At 65.0% G+C, this 18737-nt stretch carries 17 protein-coding genes and 2 pseudogenes; 3 read left to right on the forward strand and 16 right to left on the reverse strand.

What is annotated here, in order from left to right; genetic code table 11:
• Positions 1–756: 756 nt before the first annotated feature.
• The 6 genes from AC2W7M_RS05980 to AC2W7M_RS06005 form a co-directional block, all read right to left on the reverse strand.
• Positions 757–1080: a hypothetical protein gene (locus AC2W7M_RS05980; protein WP_486130857.1), complete on the reverse strand. Its 324-nt coding sequence runs from the start codon at positions 1078–1080 to the stop codon at positions 757–759.
• 86 nt (positions 1081–1166) lie between these two features.
• Positions 1167–1541: a DUF3102 domain-containing protein gene (locus AC2W7M_RS05985; RefSeq protein ID WP_486130859.1), complete on the reverse strand. Its 375-nt coding sequence runs from the start codon at positions 1539–1541 to the stop codon at positions 1167–1169.
• A gap of 462 nt (positions 1542–2003) precedes the next feature.
• The gene (locus AC2W7M_RS05990; protein WP_486130861.1) at positions 2004–2291 is read right to left on the reverse strand and encodes a hypothetical protein; all 288 of its coding nucleotides are present in this window, start codon (positions 2289–2291) and stop codon (positions 2004–2006) included.
• Between the two features lie 491 nt (positions 2292–2782).
• On the reverse strand, positions 2783–3721 hold the full coding sequence (locus AC2W7M_RS05995) for a major capsid protein (RefSeq protein ID WP_486130863.1): 939 nt from the start codon (positions 3719–3721) through the stop codon (positions 2783–2785).
• Positions 3722–4105: 384 nt separating this feature from the next.
• Positions 4106–4834 carry a hypothetical protein gene (locus AC2W7M_RS06000; RefSeq protein WP_486130865.1) on the reverse strand — a complete coding sequence of 243 codons (729 nt, stop codon included), beginning with the start codon at positions 4832–4834 and terminating at the stop codon, positions 4106–4108.
• 370 nt (positions 4835–5204) lie between these two features.
• Entirely contained in the window at positions 5205–6203 is a 999-nt protein-coding gene (locus AC2W7M_RS06005) for a hypothetical protein (RefSeq protein ID WP_486130867.1), read from the reverse strand.
• A gap of 401 nt (positions 6204–6604) precedes the next feature.
• On the opposite strand from AC2W7M_RS06005, the pseudogene AC2W7M_RS06010 reads away from it, so the two are divergent.
• Positions 6605–6989, forward strand: a pseudogene (locus AC2W7M_RS06010) (BRO-N domain-containing protein); the annotation flags it as partial.
• Between the two features lie 931 nt (positions 6990–7920).
• Here AC2W7M_RS06010 and AC2W7M_RS06015 read toward each other — a convergent pair.
• Complete coding sequence (locus AC2W7M_RS06015) at positions 7921–8304, reverse strand: hypothetical protein (protein ID WP_486130869.1); 384 nt, start codon at positions 8302–8304, stop codon at positions 7921–7923.
• Between the two features lie 514 nt (positions 8305–8818).
• On the opposite strand from AC2W7M_RS06015, the gene AC2W7M_RS06020 reads away from it, so the two are divergent.
• Positions 8819–9412, forward strand: coding sequence for an MT-A70 family methyltransferase (locus AC2W7M_RS06020; protein WP_486130871.1), 594 nt, complete (start codon positions 8819–8821; stop codon positions 9410–9412).
• A 62-nt stretch (positions 9413–9474) separates the two neighbouring features.
• On the opposite strand, the gene AC2W7M_RS06025 is transcribed toward AC2W7M_RS06020, so the two are convergent.
• The 6 genes and pseudogenes from AC2W7M_RS06025 to AC2W7M_RS06050 all read right to left on the reverse strand — a co-directional run.
• Positions 9475–10284: a BglII/BstYI family type II restriction endonuclease gene (locus AC2W7M_RS06025; RefSeq protein WP_486130873.1), complete on the reverse strand. Its 810-nt coding sequence runs from the start codon at positions 10282–10284 to the stop codon at positions 9475–9477.
• A 487-nt stretch (positions 10285–10771) separates the two neighbouring features.
• Positions 10772–12070: a tyrosine-type recombinase/integrase gene (locus AC2W7M_RS06030; RefSeq protein ID WP_486130875.1), complete on the reverse strand. Its 1299-nt coding sequence runs from the start codon at positions 12068–12070 to the stop codon at positions 10772–10774.
• A gap of 174 nt (positions 12071–12244) precedes the next feature.
• Positions 12245–13498, reverse strand: a complete 1254-nt coding sequence (locus tag AC2W7M_RS06035) for a PDDEXK-like family protein (protein ID WP_486130877.1) — start codon at positions 13496–13498, stop codon at positions 12245–12247.
• A gap of 279 nt (positions 13499–13777) precedes the next feature.
• Positions 13778–13921 (reverse strand): hypothetical protein, encoded by a 144-nt coding sequence (locus AC2W7M_RS06040; protein WP_486130879.1) that lies wholly within the window; start codon positions 13919–13921, stop codon positions 13778–13780.
• Between the two features lie 63 nt (positions 13922–13984).
• Entirely contained in the window at positions 13985–14518 is a 534-nt protein-coding gene (locus tag AC2W7M_RS06045; protein WP_486130888.1) for a 4-hydroxyphenylacetate 3-hydroxylase C-terminal domain-containing protein, read from the reverse strand.
• Between the two features lie 166 nt (positions 14519–14684).
• Positions 14685–15464: pseudogene (locus AC2W7M_RS06050) on the reverse strand (4-hydroxyphenylacetate 3-hydroxylase N-terminal domain-containing protein); the annotation flags it as partial.
• A 226-nt stretch (positions 15465–15690) separates the two neighbouring features.
• Here AC2W7M_RS06050 and AC2W7M_RS06055 point away from each other — a divergent pair.
• Positions 15691–16281, forward strand: coding sequence for a MarR family winged helix-turn-helix transcriptional regulator (locus tag AC2W7M_RS06055; protein ID WP_486130881.1), 591 nt, complete (start codon positions 15691–15693; stop codon positions 16279–16281).
• 12 nt (positions 16282–16293) lie between these two features.
• Here AC2W7M_RS06055 and AC2W7M_RS06060 read toward each other — a convergent pair whose 3' ends face one another.
• The 3 genes from AC2W7M_RS06060 to AC2W7M_RS06070 all read right to left on the reverse strand — a co-directional run.
• Positions 16294–17109 carry an alpha/beta hydrolase gene (locus AC2W7M_RS06060; protein WP_486130883.1) on the reverse strand — a complete coding sequence of 272 codons (816 nt, stop codon included), beginning with the start codon at positions 17107–17109 and terminating at the stop codon, positions 16294–16296.
• A 202-nt stretch (positions 17110–17311) separates the two neighbouring features.
• A complete protein-coding gene (locus AC2W7M_RS06065) occupies positions 17312–18082 on the reverse strand; it encodes an enoyl-CoA hydratase-related protein (protein ID WP_486130885.1) in 771 nt (256 codons plus the stop codon).
• 6 nt (positions 18083–18088) lie between these two features.
• On the reverse strand, positions 18089–18737 hold a 649-nt coding region (locus AC2W7M_RS06070), incomplete at its 5' end, for an SDR family oxidoreductase (RefSeq protein ID WP_486130887.1).

Raw genomic sequence — 18737 nt, forward strand, 5'->3', positions numbered from 1 at the left:
CTTGGCCTATACCAGCCGCCTCCCCTTCACGACTCCTGCCGAGTCCACTGGCGCCGTGGGGAAGGCGGGCGTCTAGGATGCGGCGTACGGGGACTCGGCGGCGGGGGCGCTAGGCCGCTGGGCTGGAAGGGGCCGGGCCGCCTAGCTGGCCGTCAGTGGCCCCGCTAGTCGCGCCGGGGCGGTGCGGTTCCCAGCCGCCCGGCGGCCTCTTGGGCAGGGGCCACGGCAGGGGGCACGGGGGGTGCCGGCGCGGGTGCATATCAATCGATCCCACTTCGGAATTCCGACCAAATCAGGCCCACTCCTCTTCAAGCCACCTTGGCTCTTGGCCCCGCGGCGCCTCACGGTGGAGACTGACACCCCGACCATGCGAGCCACCGCCTTCGCGGGGAGAGCGGCGGGGAAGTGGTCGAAGATGAAGCGCAGTTCCATGGCGGTGCAGGTGCCCCCATGACGCTGTGCCCGGAGGGCCTCCAGAGCACGCCACGCCTCTTCAACGGTCGCGTCAGGGGGCGCGATGAAGAGCGTGGGGCGCAGGGCGTCGTAGCGGCATGACAGGAGGTCGTAGGGGTAGCCCCGCCTTCTCATGGAAGCGTCGGAGCCGAACACGGCCACCCTCCACCCAACACAGGCCGGTGAGGCATAGCGCCTCCATTCCGGCTCTGCGGGTGGTCCCCATGCTCCCCACGAACGCGGGGAGTGAGACCTATCCGACCACCCCATTGGAGATGGCCGTGGTGGATGTGGCGGGCCTCCCTAGAAGTCCCAAGAGGCGGCCCCGCCGCCTGCATCGTGCTCTCCGTAGGGCATGCCATCTTTCTCCACCGCATGACGGGCGGTGGGCGAGGCTTCCACAGCTACCTGTAGGAGCCGCTTGGCCTCGTTGCGCTCCTTGCGCATGGCCTTGAGTTCCTCCCGAAGCCCCTCAACGGACGCTTTCAGGGCGGCTTCGCGTTGATCGAAGTACGCTTCGGCCTCGGCAAGGTCCGCCCTGAGGCTCTCCACCTCGTCACCGATGGGGGCGCTGGCGGAGGCGTTACGCGCCTTCAATGTCTCGATATGGGCTTCGGCGGTGGCCAAGGCGTCGCGTGCGGCCTGTAGCTCACTGGTGAGACTGGCGACCTCATCTCGGAGGGCCGACACGTCCTCTCTGTCCGGCCGACCACCTATTTCGCCGGGAAGCCGGCCACCATCGACCTCGTCAGAGGAAGCCGAGACGCTATCGGGGGCGGGGTCTTCGGTGTGCTTGGCGTCGGGGGTCTTGTCGCGGGGCTTGGCGTGGGAGGCAAGAAAGGCGTTGATGCCAATCGCGGGATAAAATTGCCCTGCGGGTCAACTTTGGCCACTGCCATGTACTTCATGGCCTGCCGGTATGAGCACTCGCAATTCTCCTCAACCCACGCCTTGAACTTCCCGGAGGCCACGAGGTCTTTGGCCTTCAACAGGTGCTCCCCGGCCTCCTTGGCGAAGAGGAGGGTGGAGCGGCCCGCCTCGATGACACGCGCATGGGCGGCGTTGATGGCCCCCGGCACGGTGCTCATGGCAAACACGGGGGCAGGCGCCGGGCTGGCGACGGCGGTGGGGGTACACAGAAGATCAGTGTTCAAATGGTCGTTCTCTCTCTCTCGCTCGTGGGATTCTGGGAGCGTACGTGGAATAAAGCGGCGCTGAGGTGAGGCAGCCAAACGGTCAGCTATGCTGCCCTTTACTTACTCACTGCTTCGTGCAGTCTAGAGCAGCCTGCCCCACAGCCCTAACCGGGGAAGGCAAAGAGCCGGACGGTATCTCCCCCCTCGCGAAAGCTGCCGTCCGGCTCTCCTTTTCTGAGCGCACCGGATGCGGGTTGAACGGGCCGAATGTCGCAAGGCCACGTCACAGCTTGCGCCTCCAATTTCCTAGAGGCGGGTGCAACCTGAAGGCGCCCCGCCCCTGTGATCTCAGAATGGGCAAAGGAGCCGGACAGTTTCGGGGGAGACACCGTCCGGCTCCCCCTTTTCTGCCGGTCAGGTGGCCGGGGCTTCCGCTGCGCTCTGTGTGAAGTTCCCCAACGTGACGTTGGTCACGGCTGCGTTGCCGTAGCGGGTCATCAGCGCGGCGTCATAGGCGCGGGCTGCGGTCGTATCGTCACCGAATAGGCCGGACACGAACCGCTTTTCCGGTGGGCCGTAGAAGGCGATGAACCGCTCCTCGGCAGGGGCATTTCCGCCGAAGTGGAAGACACCGCGATATCGGGTGGGGCGGAAGACGTGGCGTTGGATATGGCGCCACTCCTCGCTGGTGAAGGAGCGCAACGGGTCCTTTCTCCCCACTGTGAGCGGGGGCAGATGGTGGGTGTGTTGGTGGGTGATGTCCCGTGTGTGAGCCGCTGGCCCCACCCCCTCCTCATGTGAGGGGGCAAGGCTTCGCAGGCGTCCTAGAGAGGACACAGGGGATGCGCGGGCGGGGGAAGCTGAGGCATCGAAGAAAAGACCGCCCCCTAGAGTGTCATCCACGCATAAATCCCCGCGAGAGCGGTGGCACCTGCGCAAGATCGTGCTCTAGGGGGAGAGGATGACACCCGTTGGGGGCGGTCTAGGAGGTTGGGGCTACTCGCCCCCGGAAGGTGCGCTGTCCGATGGAGCGATGATGCCGGCGGCCCTCAAGGCGGTCAGCAAGGCGTTCAGTTGCTGAACAACATCTGTGCCATCGGTGGCATCAGCCACAGCAGCACCTCGCTCCATATCGCGACGGACGTAGGAGCCGCTGACGGGGATGTCACTGGGCACCGACCATCAGCCGTCGATCACGCGCCCACTTCGCCGGTGGCGAGTTCGATGGCGCAGTCGGAGCGCAGCACGTCATGGCCCACCGCGTACTTGGCGATCATGAAGGTGCCCTGACGGCGGATTTCGTACTCGCTTTCCACTGCCAGCCCGAGAAGCTCCACCGTGCCGGCGGCCATCTTGTGGAACACAAGACCCGCCGTGGTGGTGAAGTCGCCCTGATACTTGGTCGGTCCCGTGGTCACGTTGGTGGACGGGATATGATTAGACTTCGCGATGGGCAGGCCCGCGATGGTTTCGACGCGGCCCGACGCCACGGCGCCCTTGGCACCAAGGCTGGTGTCTACGAGGCGGTCACGCTGGGCAAGAAGGTAGTACTGCGCAGGCTTGAACACGGCCACGCGGTCGGTGGAGAGGATGTTCTTCTCGTCCAGCGTCTGCGTGGCGGTGAAGAGAGCCGCCTCGAGCACCGCCGCATCCGTCTTCATGGCGGCGTTGGTGATGCGGGAGCCGCCAGCGCGGGTGGTCAGTTCAGAGGAGGCACGCGCAGCGTTGGTGACCACACGCGCAAGGTTGGTGTCATAGGCGAAGGCCAGCGCCTCGCCGATCTCCTGCGTGTAAATCTGGCGCACGTCGTAATGGTTCTTCGCCTCGTCGATGTCCGCGATGAAGCTGGCAGCCACCAGCTTATCATCCACCAGGATGACCTTCTCAGCATGGGGGACGGCCTGACCATCGATCCAAGTACCGGGCGTGTGATACTCGGACGTGGCGTGGCCCACCAGCGGGAAGGTGGCGGACTTGCCGTTGGTGATGTTGCGGACGTAGGTGAGCGCCTTGAAGACGTTCAGCCGCTCGAATTCCGCCAGTACTTCGCCGGCATAGACCTTGAGGAAGAGGGCGTCGGTGGCTCCCGCGCCGTTGGCCATGCCAAGGCGGGAGACAGTCGTATCAGTCATTTGTGTGTTGGAACCTTGTGATGTTGGAGAGTGTGGCCACGTCTCCTTCCATCGGCTCCCGGTAGTCCTTTGCAGGCGCCATGGTGCTGCCCTCTCGGGGCGGGCATTGGCGGCGTGCAAGGGCCGGTGCGGTGGGGGGATCGGTCAGCCTGTCCCACGAACACCACTGGGGCGGTAGTTCCCGCCGGCCATCCCTCAGGACGGCATGGGCAGGAGCCGCGAGCGGCGTTGCGGCTACCACCTAGAGAGGTGTGTAGCATCGCGTTCAGCCGCGCATTGGCGGCTTTCAGGGGGCATCACAGGGTGTTGTCGGGGGTGGGGGCGGGAGCGTCCAACTTGGACACCCCCGCCACCGGGGCCGCTATCGGGCGGCGTAGGAGTTCTTCACCGTGCCGCGAAGGTGCCGCCAACGGGATCGTCAACGGCCCCGCGAAGATGGCGCCGGGGGGAGCCGTCCACGGTGTCGGGATCGCGGCCAGCCTTGAGGTCTTCAAGGCGGGAGGCCATGCGGTCCCATTCGCCCCACGTCACGCTTGCGTCGGAGAGGTTGGCTTCCTCCCGGAGCATGACCGCCTTGGCGGCCTTCGCCTTTCCGATGATCTCCGCAAGAGCCTTGGCATCCGCCAGGGTGTCTTCCACGGCATCGCGAGCGGCGTTGAAGAGGTCCGCCAATAGCCCCGTATCGTCGGCATCGCTCGTCACAGGGGCGATGGTGATGCCGGGGCGCGGGGCGATCTCGGCAGCAAGCGAGGTCGTCAACTCGGTGGACAGCTTGCGATCCACCCGAGGGCCGGCAGAGGTCGTGCCGCAGGTGATGAGCGGCGGCTTGCGGACAAGGTCGGGGAAGAGGTCTTCCGCGACGATGACCACCACCTTGCGGTCATCCACGGGGAGGCGTCGCAGCGTGTCCCGATAGGCTCGCATGGCGTAGCCGAGTTGCGTCATGTGCTCCCCGCCCACGCCCACAACAGGCTGCACGGAACCGAGGGGGCCGATGATCGCGGCGGCGTAGCCGACAAGGCCACCTCGGTTGTAGGTCATGAAGGCGACCGTGTCGAAGGCGGGGATGGTGGCGGATACGGAAGGGACGGAAGTGGTGGTGCGGGTGCGCAAGGCGTTCTCTCTCATTCGGGGGTCGTGTGGGTGGACTGGTGGTTAGGAGCCGATGGAATGCACGCCCTCCCGCCCGCCCCCTCCACCGTGAGGAGAGAGAGGGAGACCCACGGGAGGGGGCCAGCGGGAGGGCGTACTGTCTCAACCGTCGCCGCAGGGCGGCACGGGAGACGATCAGCGGTTGGGGGTGTGTGGGCGTCGGAAGAGAAGGTGCCCCTTCACGCGCCTTTCCAGGCCCGCCGCATCAGCGGAGGGGGAGTGGAAGAGCACGCAAAGGGGCCGGGTGGGAGGTGTCTCTAGCACCCCCCGCCCACGCATTCAGGAACAGCGTGACTGTACTGTCCCCTCAGAAAGCTCGTGTGTGTGCGCCTCAGGTGGGCGCAATGATCTCGACGGGGCCGGTCAGGCCCTCGACGCGGTTCAGGCGGATATGGCGTGTGCCGCCCCCGGGCATTTGCTCGGCCCGCTTTGCGAAGGGGCGTCTCCCCTTGACGATTGCCACATGCCAGTTGTGGCCTACCACCAAGGGCACGTCAGCGGCGTTGATGGACGCCCGGTAGCCCTGAGACAGGGGCACGTAGGCGCGATCTCCCACGACTTCGATGGCGCGGACCTCACGCACCTTCGGAGGCTCTGTGGCGCGGACAGCGGCCCGCCTCACGCGCTGCGAAGCGGCCTTCTTCGCCTGCCTCTCCACCAAGCGGGCCGCCTTCCTCTCCGCTTCGCTGCGGAAGATGGAGCGGCGCCATTCGGCGAGGTCGGAGAAGCCGGGCGCATCCGGCCGGGTGATCCACCCGCGATCGTCGTCAAGGCCACCAGCGGCGGCAATCTGTGCCGTGACCACCCGGCTGGCTCGCCAGATACGGAAGATGAAGAGGAGCGCCGAGCACCCGCCACCGACAACAGGAGGCCACCACGCCCACGGCAGAGCGCAGTGGGGGTAGCCGGTCCTGAGGGGGAACGGGCTTCGGTCGGTGGGCACGAATGGTGCAGCGAGGATGTCCTCTTCGTCGGCCCACAGGTGGCGCACGTGCAGGAACTCCTCATCGCACCCCAGCTTCGTGCAGCCGGCGGAGCCGTCTAGGTGATGCCAGATGGTCGCAACGCCCCCGTGAAGGGCGGCTAGGTGGGCCTCGCGATCCCTGTGGGCGCGGTAGGCGACCACGTGGGCGGCGTGGTGCTCGCCTTGCTTGGCGTCGGCGTCCTCCTCGCTCTCGTCTTCGTCGCCGTTGCCATATTCGGCGAGGGCGGCGCCAAGGGCGGCGGAGAGGCCGAAGGCCCTGGGGTCCTCTAGCAGGTCGTCATAGAGGCGCGGGGGCAGCGGGGCAGTGCCAAAGACCGCCTGGGCAGAAAAGCCGATGTCGAACACGGTGGGGCGGTCTCCTTTCTCGGTGCGGGAGCGCTGGCGCCGGGGGGAGCGGGTGGAAGCGTGGGGTGGAGACCGTGAGCCGCGTGGTGGCGGCTTCCTGAAAAGGACGGTCGGCGAAGGGAGGGGCAGTGGAGCCCCCACGGCGCGGGGAATGGGCGCCTGAGGACAAAATTTTTACGGGGCGCAGGCGTGGCCTCGGCAGGTCGCCGAAGGTTCCAATTTACGCTATGGGGGAACCTTATTCGGAGCGAGTGTTTGCAGGGATTTGCGGGTAGTCAGCGAACCCTGAAAATCCCGCGTAACGATGCTTGGCACTCCCAACACTGCGCGATGACTGCCGAGACGGTCGCCTACGCCATGGGCGCTGACACCCCCGACGACACCACCAAGGAGATCGGCCGATGAGCACCAGCAGCCCCCTCTCCCTGTTCAACTTCAACGGCCACGACGTGCGCGTGGTGATGATCGCTGGAGACCCGTGGTGGGTGGCGGCGGACGTGTGCCGGGCGCTGTCGGCCTACGTTTATGGCGGCAAGGTCAACGTCACCATGGCGACGCAGAAGCTGGAGCCCTACGAAGTCCGGTTCAATCCGATTGAACCCAGCCCCGGCGCCCAAGCACGGCGGTTTGTCACCGTCTCCGAGAGCGGCCTCTACAAGCTCATCATGCGCTCCGACAAGCCCGAGGCCCGCGCCTTCCAAAACTGGGTGACGCGGGTGGTGCTGCCCACGATCCGCAAGGACGGCGCCTATGTCATGGGCGAGGAGACTGCCAGCGCCGAGGAGACGGCCGCCAAGGTGATTAGACGGGTCACCAATAGGCTGGTGTCTTCATCAGAAAGCGCCTCGTCTGAAAGCAGCCGTTCTAGAGCGCTGGCCAAAACCTCCTCATCTTCGGTCGGCGAGCCGGAACGTAGTTGGGCAATGCTGGTGGCGAGGGCGGACATGTGTTTGTCGTTCATTGGCTTGCGGCCGTGCCATGCGTTCAACGCCTCCCATTCCTTGAACCTATCTGCCATATCGGCCATGCGGCACCTCTTCGTGGTTGTGGTGGACTGATTTTCTCGGTGACGCCTTGCAGAGCCCTTCGAGCCCATCTCGGGAATGCCCCTGTTACACGGGAGCGCCGAGCTACCCCAAAGCTGGTGCAAGGGACCGGAGGCGGGACACCAGCACAGGACCACCGCCACCCCTGTCTTGATTGAGGAATGGGGCTGTATAGGTGGTCTACGTAGGTGGTCCATCAAGGGTCACCGGCAATGCTCTTCAAGCCGTCTTCAAGGGGACTACAGGGGCTCTAGAAGTGACTCTTAAAGAGTATCCTTCCTACCCCTGCCCCTATGGGGGGTCCTTATTCCGTGGCACCCGTCTTGCTGGCGTGTACGAGAGAGGACAGGCGCCAAGCTGCCCAGCCCGCCCCCTCCCGAACACTTCATTCTGCCCCGCGCCCACGTGACCGAAAGTTGCCCTGCGGGGCAATTCTGCCGTGGGGCTAGAAGTCCTCTCCCCCATCCCCACCGCCCCCGCTACGGGGCCGCATTCGGTCCATGACGCGGCGATGGTCCGTCCCGAGTTCCGTCAGGTGGCGCAGGGGGCTGGCGGGCTCCCACGGCCCGGCGAGGAAGCGGCGGGGTGGGCGGTGGTGCGATCCACCTTCCTGCCGCGTGGTGGTGTGCTGGGGGCGATTGCGCGGGGCCATGCGTCTTCCCTCCCCCCGTTCACCACGACTGCCGGATGGGGAACACGTCCCGCAAGATGGCATCCGGGAAGAGCACCACGTTGGCGATGTCGTAATCGTCCGCGAGAACCGCCGGGGACGGGGCCATGCGCAGCGCGACGCCCTCTAGCCTGGAAAGCTCAATGGCGGCGTTCACCGCCTCCCACCAGTCTTTGGCAACGTCTGAGAGCGCCAGCGCCGCCGGCTCGGTGATCGCGAGGAACTCCCACACCGAATACCAGCCCGGCCCGGTATAGCCTGGAGGCGTGCGGAAGGCGCTGGGAAGGTGGCCGTGGATGCGGCAGGGGGTGTCGTCGATGTCGTCGAGGTGAACGCCACGGGGGCCAGTGGCGGCGCCGGGGGTGGCGTAGGCAGTGCAGGTCATGCGCAAGAGTTCCTTCGATCAAACTGCGATGAGTGGCCCGTGTGCTCTATGAGCCGTCACGACGATGGCGGGTGTCTTGGGCGTATGTCCAGAAGTATTAAAGTACCCGATAGCGGGGTTACTTCATAACTGGGGAGTGTCCATGCGATTTTCTTTGAGCGCCTTAGCTTTGGACTGAGAGCGACGGGCGGCCCATCGTATCGGGGGGAGTCAATCCGCCGCACCTTGCGACCTGATCGCCCCATACTGAAGGTGCACAGGCCCCGCTCGTCACGGTCCTATGCAATGCCGACCACCACTCTCCGGCCCACATCGGAGACTTTGGGCGCACTGGGTCCGGCTCGCTTCCTGCCATGTCGGCAGGCGAGGTCACGGCCTTCGCTGCGGTATCGGCCCGACCGAGATTTGTTCGCCCTCGGTCTGGGGTGTGTGGGGCTGGCAGTTGTTCGGCAGTGTCAAACCGGCTACCCCGCGCTATCATGCCTAGATTCGACGCGCACAAAGGACGGGGGCGATGATGCTGGCACGGACGGATCGTGAGCTGTCGGCCGGTGAGGACCTCCTTGCCTTTGCCAGGAAGCGCCAGTTTGCCACGATATTGGCCGACCCGCCTTGGCAGTTCACCAACCGCACCGGGAAGGTTGCCCCCGAACACCGGCGCCTGTCGCGTTATGACACTATGGGGCTCGAAGGGATCAAAGCGCTCCCTGTCGCAAGTATCGCCGCACCGACTGCACACCTGTACCTGTGGGTGCCCAATGCCCTCCTCCCAGAAGGGCTTGAGGTGCTTAGAGCGTGGGGCTTCACTTACAAGTCCAATCTCGTATGGCACAAGGTTCGCAAGGATGGCGGTTCGGACGGACGCGGCGTGGGCTTCTATTTCCGGAATGTCACAGAGCTGATCTTGTTCGGCGTTCGAGGCAAGAATGCACGAACGCTGGACGCGGGACGGACTCAAGTTAACTATTTGTCTTCCCGCAAGCGCGAGCATTCGCGCAAACCAGATGAGCAGTACCCACTAATTGAGTCATGCTCACCCGGCCCATTTTTGGAGCTCTTTGGTCGAGGCACACGCAAAATTGGGCAACTTGGGGAACCAAGCGGATGACTCTTATGAGCCCACTTGGAACACCTACGCTTACAACTCATCCGCGCCGGTGAAGTAGCCCATCAGTCGTTCGGGGCTATCCCATCTTCGCGAAGCTGCTCCTCAATGATGGCTACATCTTCCAATTCAAGCCCGTCTCCAAACGTCACGATGGACGATGGAAGCCCAATAAGCACCAGAGGGCACGGGTTGCCGACGCCTCGATGAACGCGGTCCTCTAGCTTCCCCCAATGCGTCGTGGCAGCACCAAACTTGTCCGCCACAAAAAGGGAGGACCATGCGTCGGCGAAGGTCGCGCCAGTGCTAGCCATCCGCCGCTCTACGTCACGCTGTTGCCGAGGGGTACGGGTCAGGCCGATAGCGTGGACGTCTTCGTTAGACCGCAGTTGTCGCTCTTCCGCAAACCGTCGCACCATCGCTTTCATGTCTGCCTGCATTGAAAGTCCTCGGGTGACGATCACCCCAACAGCAATCGCACCATCAGCGTGAAGTCGCTTGAAATTTTCTAGGTCCCGATCAAAGAATGGGTCCTTGTTATTCCACTCAATTTCGAGCGCAATCGTGCCAACCCCCTCGAATATCTTTACGTGGTCAATCTCATGCGACGTTGATTCACGTCGCACGCCATCAATACTCTTTTCCACTATGAAATTATGCTTACGCCACCCCAGGTCGGCCAAAGAGCGTCGCAATCGCTGCGTTCCTTGAGTTTCTCCCCCGCCTGACCCGATGATCTCTTCGATGGGGATGGAGAGCGCACCAACAGCGGCTTCCAATTCGCCGACAGCTTCGGGAAAATCCACGCTGAGGATTGCACCCGCGTGGGAATGCACCTCGACTTGAAAGCCGTGAGCGAGGAGAGAATCGAACATGGCACCACTTTGCGCGAAGAGAATCGTCTCTACCGCGCATTCTACCTCAGGTCGCGGCCACTCCCCCTATCGCGACCTTGGCTGAACGATCCGCTGGACTAAAAGCCCCCTTCGGCAAACGTACCGCCTCAAGGTTGAGCATAGAGCCGCGCAAGCCGAAGGGGTGCGCCGGCGCTTTCAACCGCGCCCGATGCCGCCAACATCGGCGGCCGTGTACCGGAGAGGGGGCAGCCTCCCCGGTCGGTGTCCGGGCCGATCAGGCGGGCCTTAGTCAATCTTGGGCGGCTCCTCGTTGGGCAGGTAAACGGGGCACTCGTCGCTCACCGGACAGGCGATGCAAGCTGGCTTATCGGGCTGGTGGGGCCGGTGCGGGCAGAATGCCCACCAGGGGTCCCCCACAATCATGGGCTCGGGGTCCATAGGATCGGCTCCTTGCTTCTCGTGGTCATAGTCGGCGTACCGCAGGATGCGGGCGGGGCACCCGTCCTCATACGCCCTTCGGCAACTTCACCATTTTCACACAGGCCCGCTTCGCCTCTGTCCCCGCCGCTCCGGGATATCGCCCCATCGTCATGGGAAGCGGGCCGCCCTCCTTGGAGTGGCCCACCACGTCAGCGATGGTCCACGCGGTGAAGCCCGTGGCGCCCCGTTCAAGAGCCTCAACGGCCTTTCGGATGAACCAGCGGCGGAAGGAATGGAAGTCCGTGCGGGCCTGCCGGCGGCCCTCTATACGGTCGTCTAGCTTGAGGTGGCGCAGGAGCCGGGTGAAAGCCTGCGACACGGGGGCGCCGCGTGGGCGGGCGGCGTTCCGTTGGTCTGGCAACTCATGGAACACGTGGGCATCGGGCGTCTTCCCCGCGCATCGGCGGGCGACCAGAGCCGCAGCGTCGGGGTGAATGGGCACGTCTCGGGCGGCCGCATCCGTCTTCCCCTGCACCACGCGGATCGTGTCCCCCCTCACGTCCCTGACACGCAAGTCGGCCATCTCACCAAGGCGCATGCCTGAGAGGGCTCCTAGCCGGCAGAGGTCGGCCAATACGCCCGACGCCCCCGACAGGATGGCCACCACCTCCTTGTCAGTGAACGGCCGCTTGGCATCCTCCCCGCTCTCGGTGCGGACCTTGCGGACTTGGAGGCTCTGCCGCTCCCATGGATTTGCGGAGGCATGGCCGCGCCTTACCAGCCACTGCCAGAGGGCGGAAAGGCCCGTGATGAGCTTGTTGGCGGTGGCAGGGTCCACCCCCTTGGAGATGAACACCTCCGACACGTAGCGGCCAGCAACGCGCCGGTCTATTGCCTCCACCACCTCGGGGATATGAGAGGCCCGGCACCACGTCAGAAGACTACGCACCGCCTGCTTACGGGCCGTCTCGGTGCGGCCTGAATAGCCGACCTCAGCGAGCCATGCCGGCTCTAGGGTGGCGATGGGCGTCGCCTTGCCCGTGGCAACATCAACGAACGCCCTCGCATGGCCTGTGCCGTGCTTCCGCTCCAGTTCCTCCGCCCTGTCCGTGACAAGGTCGGGGAGGATGGGCGCATCAGACGACGCAGCTTCGGCCGCTATCGCCTCCCTCCATTCCATGCCCTCCACAGCCACCACGTCCGCAGTGCCGCCCGTGCCTGTGCTTCGATCATGCACCCGCTGGGCCTTCTCTATGGCGCCCTTGAGCGTGGCCACCACGGCCCACTTGAGGCGGTTCGCCGTAGCGAGGCTATCGGTGTTCAGGGGGTGTTTGAGACGGGTCCCGAGAGCGCTGTGAAGGTGCCGAGGCACGGCTATGGACACCCTCCACTTGCCGTGGTGCTGCTCAAGATAACGGCGGTCGGATTGGGGAGCGCGTGCCATTGGGAGAGGTCACCAAGTACCCGTTGCGTACCCCATTTTGCGTACCCCAAACGGCCTTCAACGTCAACAAATTCAACGATTCCGTCACCTTCAAAGCCAATGTCGTGCCCTCCCCTAGGGCGCGCCAGCAATTGCAATGCATTCGTCAATCGCACTTGCAAGACTGACGAGATAATCCCTTAGCCGCTGGATGTCCCGGTGAGCAACGATGGGGCCGGGCTCTTCAAGCACAAGCCGCGCAATTTCTTCTTGGCTCCAATCCCGTGGTGTTGCCAACTGGTAGCATGGCCACCATTGGCTGCGACTACCGCCGCCAACCTTGTCCCGCACGTTCCGCAGGCGGTCATGATCGGTGCAGTCTTGCCCATTTGCCCGTGCGCCCAGTTTGGGATCCGGCGCCCGGACACCAACCAGAATCTGTTCGAAGTGGCTCCGTTGAGCTTCCAGCGCAAGAACGCAACGTTCAGGCCACGTGTCTCGACGCAATCTCCACGGGCGATACTGTACCGAAAGGCACTCGTGGAGCGAATAAGGCGCGCAAACATGGAGCCCCATCGCCTGCAGGTCAGCCGTAAGGAATGCTTCAATTTCGTCAATGGAGCTTTTGTGCAAGCGGCGTCCGGCCAATAAAACAATAAAGGCTGCCTTTCGGGCATTTTCGTTCCTGGAAATTATTTCATCGACCGCATTAAGAAAGGGACTGTCATCTTCTTTCATCAAAGGCTTTTCTCCGAATTGAGCGGCGAAATAGGAGAGAAGGTCAACGACAAAGGCGCGCACCGGAACGGCCTTGATCTTGTCGAGAACGCCGTCAAAAATCGCATAAAGGGATCTCTCATCCGATGCTACATAGGGAACTCTTGAAACGCTTTCCTGAGCAGTGCCTGCTTCTTGTTGAGAAATGAATGCCAATCTTTTAATTTTACCATCCAGACGACCAGTCAATGCGGACCAATACTCTGATAACTGTCGCTCAGATTGTGGCGCCCAGGGCTTGTTCTCGATCCCAATGACAAGGTCAGGCGTCTCGATGACGATATCGATGCGCCTATCGCCCCCAACGGTCTCCATTCGACGAACTGGCACTTCCGTGCGGATCCGACACCATTCAAATTGGCCCAAAGTCGGCAGCCCAAGAACGCCGAGAAACGCATTCAGGAAAAGTGGACCCTGCCCATGGGTCCCCGATGGGTCGAACAACTCTGCGATTACTCGGCTAAGTGTGGTTTCTCCGGGATTAAATAATCTCATCGGCGAGAAATCGGGTGCGCCGTAGAGCTGTGAAGCCAACCGTTCGGCATCAATCGCGGGCCGCCGCCGATCAAGTTGCACCAACATTGGTGCTAACGAAGATACGGCGGGATGCATCAGGCCAGTCTCCAGCGGCGGGATTCAGACTTCTTTGCTTCCGATTTCTGCACCTGAATCGTGGATTTTTCACAACTGGATATCCCGTCTCGCAGCCCGCCCCCCTCCCCATCCCCCACCGCGACGCAATCACCTCCACCGCCTTCGCCGCCCCCGCCCAGCCGGTGGTGCGGAAGCTTAGGCCGCGCGTCACGTATTGTGCCCCGGCCCAGAACACCTCGTATTGCGAGTGGTGCTTCACCGCCAAAGGCTGCCGCACACCCGCGCCAGGCGCTGCCTCTATCGTGGCAGGGGGCCGAGGATGGCGATGTTGTGCCGTTCGGCGGCGGCCATCAGCAGCGCCATGTTGGGAGCCGCCGGCGGCGTGTCTCCGGGGACGCTCATCTCGGCGATGAAATCGGCAAAGTCGCTGCCGGTCGTCATCCGAAGGAGTCTTGCCGGCCCGTCGCCTTCGATGCGGAATCCGTGCGGACCGTTGCGCCCCCCTCACCCCATCCCATAGCGTGACGCGATCACATCCACCGCCTTCGCTGCCCCCGCCCAGTCGTAGGTGCGGAAGCTGTGGCCGCGGGTGACGTATTGCGCGCCGGCGTAGAACATCTCGTATTGCTGGTGGCGCGAGGCGAATTCCGAGCCCACGGCGTCCCAGGTGAGCTTCAGCAGCTTCACCCGGTCCTCGCCGCTCACGGCAGGAGAGATCTGCGTCAGGCGGATGATGCGGGCGAGGTCCTCGTTGGAGAAGTCCTCCACCGAGGAGGGCAGCATCAAAAGCGCGCCGCCGGCGAGTTCCCGGATGGTGCCGATCACCTGCGGATAGAGCTCCTGCGAGAACACCTGCGCGGTGTAGAGCAAATGCCGGTCCGGCAGGAAATAGGGCCCGCGCCGGTAGCCCGCCGCCTCCATGCCGTAGACGAGGCCCTCGATCATCGCCGCCTGCGCCGCGAGCTTGCCCAACGTGTCGCGCACCTGCGGGAAGTTGGAGGTGCCGATGATCTCGGTGAGCGCCCGCGCAAGGCCCACCAAAGCGTAGCTTCACCGAGAGGCGGATCTGCGCCTGGTAGTTCTGGTAGACGTGGCCGGGCGTGTCGTGGAACTGGGCGCGGCACATGTCGGTGTCGCGATAGGTGAACACGCGCTCCCACGGCACCTTCACGTCGTCGAAGAAGACCAGCGCGTCATTCTCGTCGTAGCGGGCGGACAGCGGATTGTCGAACTCGCTCACCGCATGCGCCTCGAACGACTTGCGCGACAAGAGCTTGAGGCCGGGCGCATTCATCGGCAGCGCGCAGGAGAAGGCGAGGTGCTCCTCGCCCGGCATCAAGGGCTGGCCGGAGCTGACATAGATCTCGTTCGCCATGATGGAACTGGTGGCGAACAGCTTGGCGCCGCGGATGGTGATGCCGCCTGCATCCTCGTCGACGATCCGGGCGACCATGTCCTGCGCCCCCTCCTGCTGGCTGCCGAAGGCCTTGGAGCGGTCGCCCTGCACGTTGTTGATGACATAGGTGAGGAACACGTCGCGGCGGCGCACGTCCTCGAACCAGTCGCGGAAGGCTGCGGCGCGCTTCATGTCGTGCCGCTCGAACACCTCGAAGCCCATATACTGGCCGCAGATGGAGGAGGCCACATGGTCGGGCGAGCGGCCGAGGAAGCCGCCGGTCAGCTCCGCCTGCGCCACCAGCGCCTTGCGGCGGACCACGAGGTCCTCGTAGCTCTCCGGCAATTGCCAGGCGCGGTTGACGCGCCGGCCGGGGCTCAGCTCGAAGGTCATGGCCTCCAGGTTCTCCGGCGCGGCCTGGAAGTCGTAGAGCATGCCGGCGGAGGCGACAGCATTGCGGAACGCCGGGTGGACGCTCACGTCGCCCACCACCTTGCCGTCGAGATAGACACTGCGCCCGTCATTGACGCTCGCCACATGCTCGGCGCCGGTCTTCACCAGGGAGAGAGGGGTCGTGTGCGTGTTCATCTGGGCGTTCTCCCGCTGCCGGCGCGTGTTTCGTCGCACGGGCGCATTTCCGGTCTAAAAGCTAACATAATTAGCTAATATAGCAATCTATATCTGCACGCCCCGCTGCCTGTGGGCGCCGGCCGTCCCTTGGCGCGGGACGGCATGCGGGCTAAACCCGCCCCGTCGCTGGCGGCGGCCGTGCCGGAGCGAGCGGCCGCGCGGGCCGGGGTGGGAGATGACTTCATTGGCCGACACATCGAAAGCCCCCGCGCCGCTCACGGTGTCCCGGCCCGAACTGCTGGAGGATGGCAGCGACCGGTCGTTCCGCGAGCTGGTGCATGCCTTGTTCGGCTTCCTCTCCCGCCACGAGGCGGTGCGGGCCGGCCATGCGGCGCGGATCGGCCTCGCGGGGATCGAATATTCGGTGCTCATCTCCATCGGCCACCTGGAGGCGGAGGAGCGCAGCGTCAGCGTCAATCGCCTCGCCACCCACCTGCACCTTAGCGGGCCGTTCATCACCACCGTCACCAACAAGCTGGAGCGCCTCGGCCTCGTCAGCAAGGAGCCGGACGCCGAGGACCGCCGCCGCGTGAAGCTGCGCATCACCGCGGAAGGCTGGCGCCGGCTCAGCGAGCTGGCGCCGGTGCAGCGCCAGGTGAACGACGTGCAGTTCGGCCCGCTCTCCACAGAAGAGTTCCGCCTGCTGAACGACATCATGGCGCGGCTGATCGACAGCAGCGAGCGGGCGCTGAAGCTCCAGGCCTTCCTCGCCGACGCGCCGGAGGCTGCGCAGCCCGCGCCGCTGCCCGCGGCAGCGGGCAAGCGGAAGCGCTGACCGCTCCCGCGCTCAGCCGCCGGCCCGCGCCACCAGCGTGCCCAGGGTGGCGCTGTGCGGGTCGGTGAGCTCGGCAAGCACGGTGAGGTGGTTGGCCCCGGCGATCTCAGTGCCGCTGGTCTCGACCCCGCGCTCGCCCCAGGCCCGGACGATCTCCTGCGCCTGCGCCAGATAGACCTCGCTCTCCAGTGCCCCGACCACGGTGTCGAGGATGCCGCTCGTCGGTGCCGGCTGGAGCAGCGGGCTCAGCGCCACCGCGCGCGCCGCGTCCAGCTTGAGGGCGCCGTTGATGGTGGTGCCGATCACCGGCCTCAGGTCGTAAATTCCCGAAATGGAGAAGGCGGACCGCACGACATCCCGCGGCAGACCGTGCCGGGTCCAGTCCTCGGCCAGCATGCGGGCGGCGAAGTTGCCGCCGGCGGAATGGCCGGCAATCACCATCGGCCGCCGCCAGCGCTCGAAGGCGTGCCCCACGACGGCGCACATCTCGCGGTAGATGTCCTCGATAAGGACCTCCGGCGCCAGGGTGTAGTTGGGCATCATCACGTCGATGCCGCGCCGGTTCAGCCCCGACGCCAGGTGGCTGAAGGTGCGGGTGTCGTAGCGCTGCCAGTAGCCGCCATGGATCAGCACCACGGGGGCCAGGCTGCCATCGCCGCCTTCGCCGTGGAAGACGTCGAGATACTGCCGCGCCCCCGGCCCGTAGGGGATGCCGAGCTCGGACCGCGCCGCCTCCCGGTAGGCCGCGGCGTCGCGATACCAGCCCTCCACCACCGCCTCGCGGTCGGGAATGCGCAAGGCGATGTTGATCTGGGATTCGTAGTCCAAGGCCTCGATCTCCATGGCTGAGCCTCGCAGGGAGCGGGCATTCGATGTCGATGCGTCATGCCCCGGCTCGTCCGGGGCATCCACACAGCCGATTGCCCGACGGTACAAACCCTATCGCAGGCCCGGCCGCAACGTGGATCCCCCGGAAAAGCCGGGGGATGACGGCGCGTGCAAACAGGAGGGCGCGCGCTGGCCTCCCGCCCTACCGGAACTTCGGCGGCCGCTTCTCCAGGAACGCCTTCACGCCCTCGCGCGATTCCTCGGTCTGGTAGAACAGGCTCAGCGCCTGCATGCCCATGGCGGAGATGGCACGGATGTTCTCGCTGTCGAGGTTGAAGGACTTCTTGGCGATGGCGATGGCGGTGGGGCTCAGCGCGTGGATCTCCATGCACCAGCGCTCCACTTCCGCGTCCAGGTCGTCGGCCGGCACCACGGTGTTGACGAGGCCCATCTCCAGCGCCTGCTGGGCGCTGTAGCGGCGGCACAGCATCCAGATCTCGCGCGCCTTCTTCTCGCCGACGCCGCGCGCCAGCAGCGCCGTGCCGAAGCCCGGGTCCACCGAGCCCACCTTCGGCCCCACCTGGCCGAACACGGCGGTGGCCGAGGCGATGGCGAGGTCGCAGCAGGTGACGAGCACGTTGCCGCCGCCGATGGCATAGCCGTTGACGCGGGCGATCACCGGCTTCGGCACGTCGCGGATCAGGCTCTGCAATTCCTCCACCGGCAGGCCGATGGTGCCGCGCCCGTCATAGGCGCCATCATGGGCCGACTGGTCGCCGCCGGTGCAGAACGCCTTCTGGCCCGCGCCGGTCAGCACGATGGCGGCGATGGACTTGTCCCACCCGGCCTTGCCGATGGCGTGGATCAGCTCCTCGCAGGTGATGCCGCGGAAGGCGTTGTACTTCTCCGGCCGGTTGATGGTGATCCAGGCCGCCGGCCCGCGCACCTCGTAGATGATGTCCTGGTAGTCCATGGCGTCCTATCCGTGCATGGTCAGGCCGCCAGACACGCTGATGACCTGGCCGGTGATGAAATCGGCATCGGCGCTCGAGAGGAAGGCGATGATGCCGGGCAAGTCGTCGGGCTCGCCGAGGCGCTTCAGCGGGATCGCCTTGCGCAGGCCGTCATAGATCTTCTGGCCGAACTCCCCCTCCCCCACGAACGAGCGCAGGAGCGGGGTGTCGGTGGGGCCGGGGCAGACCACGTTGACCCGCACATTGTCGCGCGCGCACTCGCGGGCGATGGTTTTGGAGAACGCGATCAGCCCGCCCTTGCAGGCGGAATAGACCGACTCGCCCGAGGAACCCACCCGCCCGGCGTCCGAAGCGATGTTGACCACCTTGCCGCCGCCGCCGGCGATGAGGCGCGGCAGCACCGCCTTGTGCAGGTTCAAGGGGCCGACGAGGTTGATGGCGATGATCTTGTCCCACAGCGCCGGGTCGGTCTCGACGAACGGCTTGGCGATGTCCCAGCCGGCATTGTTGACGAGGATGTCGATGCGCCCGAACGCCTCTTGCGGCGCGGGCGACCGCCGCCTTCGACCTCGTCGGGGCGGGTGATGTCGAAGGCGAGCGGCAGCACGTCGCCGCCGCTCGCCTTCAGCTCGCCGGCGAGGCCGGCGAGCGCGG

The organism is Xanthobacter sp. BG11Y11_SDJG (genome assembly GCF_057364445.1).

Coding starts and splice junctions, on each gene's coding strand:
- AC2W7M_RS06040 (WP_486130879.1), bottom strand. CDS start 13,921: ATGACGACCGGCAGCGACTTTGCCGATTTCATCGCCGAGATGAGCGTC.
- AC2W7M_RS05985 (WP_486130859.1), bottom strand. CDS start 1,541: ATGAGCACCGTGCCGGGGGCCATCAACGCCGCCCATGCGCGTGTCATC.
- AC2W7M_RS06035 (WP_486130877.1), bottom strand. CDS start 13,498: ATGCATCCCGCCGTATCTTCGTTAGCACCAATGTTGGTGCAACTTGAT.
- AC2W7M_RS06065 (WP_486130885.1), bottom strand. CDS start 18,082: ATGGACTACCAGGACATCATCTACGAGGTGCGCGGGCCGGCGGCCTGG.
- AC2W7M_RS06025 (WP_486130873.1), bottom strand. CDS start 10,284: ATGTTCGATTCTCTCCTCGCTCACGGCTTTCAAGTCGAGGTGCATTCC.
- AC2W7M_RS06020 (WP_486130871.1), top strand. CDS start 8,819: ATGATGCTGGCACGGACGGATCGTGAGCTGTCGGCCGGTGAGGACCTC.
- AC2W7M_RS05995 (WP_486130863.1), bottom strand. CDS start 3,721: ATGACTGATACGACTGTCTCCCGCCTTGGCATGGCCAACGGCGCGGGA.
- AC2W7M_RS06015 (WP_486130869.1), bottom strand. CDS start 8,304: ATGACCTGCACTGCCTACGCCACCCCCGGCGCCGCCACTGGCCCCCGT.